Annotated in this window: 7 protein-coding genes and 1 pseudogene; 4 read left to right on the forward strand and 4 right to left on the reverse strand. The window is 71.9% G+C overall.

Annotation, left to right across the window (positions count from 1 at the left end; all coding sequences use genetic code 11):
- The first annotated feature begins 3 nt into the window (after positions 1-3).
- Positions 4-372: a VOC family protein gene (locus ABZS61_RS20385; RefSeq protein ID WP_356422823.1), complete on the forward strand. Its 369-nt coding sequence runs from the start codon at positions 4-6 to the stop codon at positions 370-372.
- Between the two features lie 30 nt (positions 373-402).
- Here ABZS61_RS20385 and ABZS61_RS20390 read toward each other — a convergent pair whose 3' ends face one another.
- The gene (locus ABZS61_RS20390; protein ID WP_356422826.1) at positions 403-1128 is read right to left on the reverse strand and encodes a nucleotidyltransferase domain-containing protein; all 726 of its coding nucleotides are present in this window, start codon (positions 1126-1128) and stop codon (positions 403-405) included.
- 148 nt (positions 1129-1276) lie between these two features.
- Here ABZS61_RS20390 and ABZS61_RS20395 point away from each other — a divergent pair.
- Together ABZS61_RS20395 and argB are read left to right on the forward strand one after the other, a co-directional pair.
- Positions 1277-1639 (forward strand): annotated as a pseudogene (locus tag ABZS61_RS20395) (5-methyltetrahydropteroyltriglutamate--homocysteine S-methyltransferase); the annotation flags it as partial.
- 261 nt (positions 1640-1900) lie between these two features.
- Positions 1901-2806, forward strand: coding sequence for an acetylglutamate kinase (gene argB, locus ABZS61_RS20400; RefSeq protein WP_356422829.1), 906 nt, complete (start codon positions 1901-1903; stop codon positions 2804-2806).
- Positions 2807-3014: 208 nt separating this feature from the next.
- Here argB and ABZS61_RS20405 read toward each other — a convergent pair whose 3' ends face one another.
- Positions 3015-3533: a GNAT family N-acetyltransferase gene (locus tag ABZS61_RS20405; protein ID WP_356422832.1), complete on the reverse strand. Its 519-nt coding sequence runs from the start codon at positions 3531-3533 to the stop codon at positions 3015-3017.
- Positions 3534-3701: 168 nt separating this feature from the next.
- On the reverse strand, positions 3702-3914 hold the full coding sequence (locus ABZS61_RS20410) for an MbtH family protein (RefSeq protein WP_356422835.1): 213 nt from the start codon (positions 3912-3914) through the stop codon (positions 3702-3704).
- A 203-nt stretch (positions 3915-4117) separates the two neighbouring features.
- On the opposite strand from ABZS61_RS20410, the gene ABZS61_RS20415 reads away from it, so the two are divergent.
- Positions 4118-5224, forward strand: coding sequence for an alpha/beta hydrolase-fold protein (locus ABZS61_RS20415; RefSeq protein WP_356422837.1), 1107 nt, complete (start codon positions 4118-4120; stop codon positions 5222-5224).
- 151 nt (positions 5225-5375) lie between these two features.
- On the opposite strand, the gene ABZS61_RS20420 is transcribed toward ABZS61_RS20415, so the two are convergent.
- Complete coding sequence (locus ABZS61_RS20420; RefSeq protein WP_356422840.1) at positions 5376-6038, reverse strand: lysophospholipid acyltransferase family protein; 663 nt, start codon at positions 6036-6038, stop codon at positions 5376-5378.
- Between the last annotated feature and the right edge of the window lie 4 nt (positions 6039-6042).

The raw sequence follows: 6042 nt of genomic DNA on the forward strand, positions 1-6042 counted from the left end.
GCCATGCCCCTGGAGATGAAGCTGACGGCGATCACCCTCGACTGCGCCGATCCCGAGGCGATGGCCGCGTTCTATCGGGAGGCCACCGGATGGGAGCTTCACCCCGGATCCGACGCCGCCTTCGCCGGCGTCACCCGCGCGGACGGCCTCTCGATCGGCTTCCAGCGCGTCGATGGCTACCGGGCTCCGCGATGGCCCGGGCAAACCGTTCCGCAGCAGAGCCACTTCGACTTCACGGTCGAGGACCTCGACGAGGCGGAGGCCCTGCTGCTGGAGCTGGGCGCGTCCAAGCCGGAGCACCAGCCGGGCGGAGACAGGTGGCGGGTCTTCACCGACCCGGCCGGGCATCCCTTCTGCCTGACCGGCGCCTGACGCCGGACAACGAACCCCGCGGCTGCTGGATCACATCGGCCAGCGGTGTGCGTAGCCCTCCCTCAGCGGTCCGCCGACCAGGTCGAGAACCTGCTCCACCGCAGCCGCCAACGGCGCGGGGCCGCCGTGTTCGGCGACAGCCTGGTGGCCGTCCAGCAGCGCCTTGCCCCGTACGGGATCCGCGCTCAGCAGTCTGCGGGGCAACCACTTTCCGGTACCGGCCCAAGCGTTGTGGTGGGCAGTGAGCAGATGGGCCGCCTCGCGCAGGGTGAAGTCGGCGAGCGAAAGCTGTTCGTACCGGCAGGCGGGCGGGGCGTCGACCAGGTCGTCCATCAAGCAGGTGAGTCCGTAGCGGCCTTGCTCCCATTCCGCCGGGGTGAGCGGCGGCGGACCGGCCGCGAGTGCCGCGCGGGCCTCTGCGCGTGTACGCGACAGATCTCCGTGCGGGTCCAGCAGGGGCAGGCCCTGGTCGTAGATGAACAGCACCGTGCCGCGGCGCCGGGCTCTGTCCCACGCGAAGAACTTCGGTACGTCCGCGAGGGCGTTCACGAACAGCTCAACCGGACGGCCCTCGTGCCGGATCACCTCACGGCGGCTGGTGTCCGGATCGGGCAGGAGTACGGCCACATCCAGATCACTGGCCGAAGTGGCGCAGCCCTGGGCGGCCGAGCCTCCCAGCACGGCACCCAGGGCGTGCGGGAAGCGGCTGGAGACCAGACGCCGAGCTTGCGCGAACGCGGACTCCTGATCAGTCATGGGCTCTCATCATGCCGGCCCTGCGGAGCTCCTTCCAGGGCCTGCCCTGCGCGGCCCCGTGACGCGGAGGCCGGGACCGGATGCCCGGGGTGCGGCAGCGAGGACGGCGGGCTCGTTCGGGTTCGGCGGCAACGCCGCTGACCGCTCCGACACCCAGATCCACACCCACATGTGCTACGCGGAGTTCGGCGACATCGTCCAGGCCATCGATGACCTCGACGCCGACGTCATCAGCCTGGAGGCCGCCCGCTCCCACATGCAGGTCGCCCGCGAGCTGGCGGCCCACGGCTACCCGCGCGAGGCCGGGCCGGGCATCTACGACATCCACTCCCCTCGGGTGCCGAGTGCCGAGGAGGCAGCCTCACTCCTGCGCACGGCGCTCGAAGCCATCCCGGCGGAGCGGCTGTGGGTCAACCCCGACTGCGGCCTGAAGACCCGCGGCTGGCCCGAGACGCGTGCGTCGCTGAAGAACATGGTCGCGGCCGCCCGCACGGTCCGGGCCGAACTGCCGCGGTCCTGGGGTGAGTCGAGGGCCGGGAGGCGAGGTGCGGAGACACCTGTCTCCCGGCCCTCATGGCCGGATGATCCGGATCAGCCCACTTGCAAGTTAGGTTAGGCTAATCTAAGAAATCGTGGAGTCGCACCCAGTCGTGCACGCGTCATCAGGCAGGGGAACAGCCCATGGGCCCGGCCTTCTGCTGCGTGGCCCCCTCCCGCACCAGGGGCCGAAGAACGCGTGACCACTCGTGAGTTCAAGAAAGCAGGGGCAGCGATGAGACCGGTCGTCACGGAGCGCGCGGACGCGGACCAGTCCGGTGGGCTGCTCCTCCGGCCGGAACGAAAGGGCTCCGCGGTCGTCATCAAGTTCGGCGGCAACGCCATGGTGGACGCGAGTCTGCAGCGGACGTTCGCCCAGGACGTCGTGGAGTTGTGGCGTGCGGGCCTGCGACCGGTCGTCGTGCACGGGGGCGGCCCGCAGATCAGCGCGATGCTCGATCGCCTGGGCCTGGAGACCCGCTTCGAGGCGGGCCTGCGGGTGACCACGCCGGAGACGATGGAGGTGGTCCGCATGGTGCTGACCGGCCGGGTCCAGCGGGAGCTCGTCGGCCACATCAACGACCATGGGCCGTTCGCGGTGGGGATGACCGGCGAGGACGCGCACACGATGACAGCCGTGCGCCGGCCCGCCTGGGTGGACGGCCGGCCGGTGGACATCGGTCTCGTCGGCGACATCGTCGACGTGAACCCGGGCATGGTGCGCACACTCCTCGACCAGGGGCACATCCCGGTGATCTCCCCCGTGGCCCGCGGCGAGGACGGACAGGTCTACAACGTCAACGCCGATCTCGCGGCGTCGGCCCTGGCCGTGGCCCTCGAAGCCGAACGCCTGGTGGTCCTCACCGATGTGGAGGGGCTGTACGCGAACTGGCCCTACAGCACCGAGGTGATCGAGCGCCTGACAGCCGACGCGCTGGACAGGATGCTGCCGGGGCTGGCGAGCGGAATGCTGCCGAAGATGGAGGGCTGCCTGCAAGCCGTGCGCGGCGGGGTGCGGACGGCCCATGTACTCGACGGCCGCGTTCCGCACGCGGTGCTGCGTGGCGTACTCGGCGAGACCGGCCCCGGCACCACCGTGGTCCCTGACGGCAGCCCGGACCACGACGAACAGGCCGGATGACCGCAGCGGGCGACGCACCGCCCCGGCGACGCGGGAGCGGGAGCCGGGCGTCCGCGGCACCTTGGTCCCGGCCCCGAGCCTCGACCCCGGGCGGGATCGGCGCCACCTGAACCGAATCCCTGCGTACGCAGACGGACTTCACCGGCGCGAGCGCACCGGTGAAGTCCGTCGTGGGGGAACCGCCGCGCGCGTGCAGGCCGGCCGATGGTCACAGGACCCTGGCGAGGATCCTTGCGTTGCGCCGGGGGTCCAGCGAGTCCGCCCAAGGCCGGGGTGCCCGGCGCGCGGTCGAGGGCGCGAAGCCGTAGCGGAGGAACAGGGCCCCATCGCCGGTCGTGGCCGTGAACAGGGCACCGAGCGACTGGGCGCGCGCCATGGCCAGCACCGCACGCAGGAGCGCGGCACCCACCCCGTGTCCCTGACTGTGCGCTGCCACGCAGAAGTTGTACAGAACGCCCGCGGATCCGCGGCACTCACCCGGGTCGGCCGGGTGCACGCGCAGGCCCGCGCAGCCGTCGAGGCGACCTCCGGCGTCCATCACGAGGAAGTCGGCCGCGTGGGTGGCGTAGAGCGAGGCGGGCCGCTCCCGCAGCGCCCCCGTGCGCATGAAGGGCCGGGACAGTGAGGCGAGTGCGGCAGCGTCCCCCTCACGGGCGCAACGCACGGAGGGCGTCGGCGCGAGGAGCGCAGGCGGCAGCGGGGCGGGGCGCGGCGTGGCCGTGATCAAGGCTTTCCCTTCCTCGGTTCCGTTTCGAAGAACGGCTCGTCGCCGTGCAGCTCCGACGAAACAAGCAAGGTTAGGTTAGCCTTACCTAAGTCCCGAGTCCAATTCCGCGCCGCACGGCCGTCCGGTCACCGCGGACGGACGGCCCTGCAGCCATTTACCACGAAGCGGTCAGGCATCCATGGACGCCGCGAGGGACTTGGGTCGCAGATCCGTCCAGCGGTCCTCGATGAACTCCAGGCACGCGTCACGACTGTTCTCCTCGAAGGCGATCCCCCACCCTCCCGGTACCTCGGCGAAGGACGGCCAGAGCGAGTGCTGACCCTCATCGTTCACCAGGACCAGGAAGCGGCCTTCGGGGTCGTCAAAGGGGTTGGTGCTCATGTGTCGTTGCCTCCTCGGGGCCGACGGGCCGGTGACAGCCGCGTCGAGAGTGTGAACCAGGTCCGGGCGTGGTGCTCCCGCAACGCGATCACCAGCCGGTTCAGGAGGTGGATCGGGAATGGAAGGGGAGGTCACTATTAGGTTAGGCTCACCTAATCGAGTCGAGCTTAGCCTTTCAATATCCCTCTCACAAGGAGACGTTCATGCGCCCGGTGATCGAACGGGTCCCCGCCGAGGACGCCTTCGCCGCGTACGGACTGCCCGGCCGGCCCGGCAGCGACGAGTTCTGGGCGGCGGCGCGAACACCCGCGTCGGTACCCGCCGGCGACGGCGGTTGGGTGACCTTGTTCCTCCGGCGCGGGTCCGGGGCGAGCATCGGCTTCGAGAGCTGGTCGGACTCGTCACCCCTGAGCCGATGGGGCGACACGGACTGCTGGTACGCCGAGGTCCGCATGCCGGCACGGCTGCGGGTGACCTACCAGTTCCTCGCCGACGATGCGGCGTACGCAGATCCGCTCAACCCGATCGGTGCCGGCGGCGACCGCTCCATCGCCGCGACGCCGGACGCCCCGGCCCAGCCTCACTGGCCCCTGATCGGCGCTGACGACGTCCTGCCCGTTCCCCGCACCCGGCTCCGCTGGGCGAGCGAGCGGCTCGGCGGACGTCGCACGGTGCGGGTCCACCCGGTGGGCGGCGGCGGACCGGTGGTCCTGCTCCTCGACGGCGACGACTGGCTGTATCTGCACCCGGCCATGACCGCGTTCGAAGCGGCCGTCGCCAGTGGTGAGATGCCACCCGTCACACTCGTCTTCCTGCCGGCCAAGGACCGGAGGGCCGAGTTCGGGTGCAGGCCCGAACTGTGGGAGGCGGTCCGGGACGAACTGCTGCCGCTGGTGGCGAAGTCCGGAGTGCCCGCCGACCCCGACCGGCTGGTGGTCGCCGGGCAGAGCCTCGGCGGACTGAGCGCGATGTACGCGGCGCTGGAGTTCCCGGACCTGGTGTCCCGCGTCGCCTGCCAGTCCGGGTCGTTCTGGTGGACACCCGATGCCTTGGACCGGCCGGACCCGTTCGGTGGCCCGGAGGGCGGTGCCATCGCGGCGCGCCTGCGGGAGCGCCCCGACCTGTCCGGCCTGCGGGTCGCGTTCGACGTGGGGGAACACGAGACGCGGATGCTGCCCCACTGCGGGCTCGCCGAGAGCCTGGCCGAACAGGCCGGTGCGACCGTGCGAATCTCCCGGTCGCCGTCGGACCACGACCGGGCGGGCTGGCGGCACGCCCTGCTCAGAGACGTCGCCTGGGCGCTCGCCTAGCGGGACCGCAGGAGCTCGCTGGACCCGACGGCTGCCGGGCGCCACTCCTGGGCCCGTACTGCGCCCCCGGTCGCCCGGGTGCGCACGCGCCGAAGCGCCCACTCGAAGCGGTGGAACGCGCCGGCTCACGTACGGCGTGCTGCCTCGCTGCTCACGCGGCCAGGACGGCCGGTTCGCCGAGGCGTCCGGCGGCCTCCCGCCACGCGTCGGTCACCGCCGCACGGGCATGTTCGGTGCGGTTCGGCAGGTCGCCCGTCAGCATGACCGGCGCCCCGATGTGGACGTGAAGACCCGGCCTGCGCAGCGGAGAGGTGCACAGGCCCGCGAGCTGCTTGAGCGGGCTTCCTGACACGATGCGGCGGGCCCCGGCCTGTCCCAGGGGGATCACGGGGGCTCCCGTTCGGTGGACGAGCCGGGCCAGCCCGCTGCGGAAGGCCTCCGGGGCTGCTTCTCCCGCGTCCGTGCGGTGCGGGATACCGCCCTCGGCATAGATCAGGACGAGGCGTCCCCGGGCAAGGGCTTCGGCGGCGCCGTCGAGGGCGTCGCCGGCGCGGGCGTCGTGCCGGTGGACGGGGATGTACCCCTCGTGGGCGAGCGCACGGCCGAGCGGGGGGATGCGCCAGAGTCCCGCGGCCGCGAGGAAGACGGGCTCGACGCCGAGACGGCGCAGCGCGGCGAGGACCACCGCCGGGTCGGCCAGGGAGCTGTGGTTGGCGGCGATGATGCTGCCCGGGGCGAAGCGGGCGTCGCTGTCGGTGGTGACCGTCAGTCTGCCGACGGCGGGCACCAGGGCGCCGGCGAGGCGACTGAGCATGGGC

It is taken from the genome of Streptomyces sp. NPDC005566 (assembly GCF_040605575.1).
Classification (GTDB): Bacteria; Actinomycetota; Actinomycetes; order Streptomycetales; family Streptomycetaceae; genus Streptomyces.